Source organism: Herbaspirillum lusitanum P6-12 (assembly GCF_000256565.1).
GTDB lineage: Bacteria > Pseudomonadota > Gammaproteobacteria > Burkholderiales > Burkholderiaceae_D > Herbaspirillum > Herbaspirillum lusitanum.
In genome coordinates this window covers 1-1,604 of sequence record NZ_AJHH01000033.1, presented here as the reverse complement: position 1 = coordinate 1,604, position 1,604 = coordinate 1, and the positions used below count along the sequence as shown (strand labels likewise).

Here is a 1,604-nt window from a genome sequence, read left to right as displayed (position 1 = left end):
CAGCGAGGAGTACAGCGAAGCGGACGGCGACGGCGGCGCGTTCGGCCGAGGCTGGTCGCCAGATCGTCAGCAAGACCAAGGCGGTCCAGCAGCAGATCCAGGCCACGCATTTATCCGCAAACCAGCTCGACGCCGATGCCGGTCGAATGGTGGACGATTCGCGCATGGTGATCGATTCGGTCATCGCCGATTTTCGCCAATCCGCGCTCAAGCTCAGCGGCACCGTCGGCCAGCTCGAAGAAGAAAACCGCGAAGTCGACCAGGAAGTCTGCGACATCCTCGTCAATCTGCAATTCCAGGATCGCATCAGCCAGATCCTTGATCACGTCCAGCTCGACATGATCAAGCTGACCGGTGCAGTGGAGAGCGCCGCACCCTTGCCCCCCAGCGCGGCATGGCTGGCCGATCTCGAGAAAACCTATACCACGCACGAGCAACGCCAGGTACACGCCGGCCAGCAGGCCGACAAGTCATTGCAATCGCAAGTTGATTTCTTTTGAAGAGGATGGCATGCATGCACGCACTGAATTACTTCCTTGCCGCCGGCAGCGCGGACGCTTCTGCAATGATCTTTTGCGGGGATCGCTGACATGAGTCCAAAGACCATTCTCATCGTCGACGATTCATTCAGCCTGCGCCAGACGATCAGCATTGCGCTCAAGGCCGCCGGCTATGACGTCGTCGAAGCGATCGACGGTCGCGACGCGCTGAATAAACTCGACGGCCGCAAGTACAACCTGATTATCTCCGACGTCAACATGCCCAACCTGGACGGGCTCAGTTTCGTGCGTGAAGCCAAACAAAAGCCGAACTACAAGTTCACTCCGGTACTCATGCTGACCACCGAAAGCGGCGACACCCGCAAACAGGAAGGCAAGGCCATCGGCGTGCGCGCCTGGGTGCACAAGCCGTTCCTGCCGCCGGTGCTGCTCGACGCAGTGGCCAAGCTGGTCACTCCTTAGGATCTGACATGTCATTGACGCAAAGCACGCGCGACGGACATTTGCTGCTGCAGGTGAGCGGAGGCCTCACCATATTCCAGGCAGCCGAATACAAGCCGCAACTGCTGGGCGTGCTCGACAACGCCGACGACGTGCTGGAACTGGACCTGAGCGGCTGCGACGAGATCGACACCGCCGGGGTGCAACTGTTGCTGCTGCTCAGGCGCGAGGCGACCGTGCAGTACAAGCAGCTGTCGCTGTACGCCAGCCCGGCCGTGCAAAACGTGTTGGACATGTTGCACCTGCAGGATTTCATGCGCACCGAATCAACTTCGCCGCAGGGGCCGGCATGAAGAAGGACGCCGCCCGCGATGCACTGGTGCAGGAAGCGCGCGAGTTGCTCGTCGCGATGGAGGCGGCGTTGCTGCAGATCGAAAGCGACGGCGCCAGCCGCGATGCGATCAACGCCATTTTCCGCGCGGCGCATACGATCAAGGGTTCGGCCGGGTTGTTCGCTTTCGACAGCATCGTCAGCTTCACTCATCTGTTGGAAAATGTCCTCGAGAAGGTGCGCAACGGCATCGTCAAACTTGATGACGGGATGATGTCGCTGCTGCTCAACTGTGGCGATTACATGGGCGAGCTGGTCGACGCCATCGCCGA

The 1,604-nt window shown here is 60.2% G+C and carries 3 protein-coding genes and 1 pseudogene; all 4 read left to right on the top strand.

Annotated elements, in window-relative coordinates; all coding sequences use genetic code 11:
* Positions 1–500, top strand: a pseudogene (locus HLUSI_RS0101380) (chemotaxis protein); the annotation flags it as partial.
* A 90-nt stretch (positions 501–590) separates the two neighbouring features.
* Positions 591–962 carry a response regulator gene (locus HLUSI_RS0101375; RefSeq protein ID WP_016832252.1) on the top strand — a complete coding sequence of 124 codons (372 nt, stop codon included), beginning with the start codon at positions 591–593 and terminating at the stop codon, positions 960–962.
* A gap of 8 nt (positions 963–970) precedes the next feature.
* Positions 971–1,294, top strand: a complete 324-nt coding sequence (locus HLUSI_RS0101370) for an STAS domain-containing protein (protein ID WP_016832251.1) — start codon at positions 971–973, stop codon at positions 1,292–1,294.
* Positions 1,291–1,604, top strand: a 314-nt coding sequence (locus HLUSI_RS26440) for an Hpt domain-containing protein (protein ID WP_040503033.1), incomplete at its 3' end; no start/stop codon positions are given. The genes HLUSI_RS0101370 and HLUSI_RS26440, both read left to right, overlap by 4 nt.

Bases quoted from the DNA above. Each gene is read 5' to 3' on its own strand.
- HLUSI_RS0101370 (WP_016832251.1), top strand. From the start codon at position 971: ATGTCATTGACGCAAAGCACGCGCGACGGACATTTGCTGCTGCAGGTG.
- HLUSI_RS0101375 (WP_016832252.1), top strand. From the start codon at position 591: ATGAGTCCAAAGACCATTCTCATCGTCGACGATTCATTCAGCCTGCGC.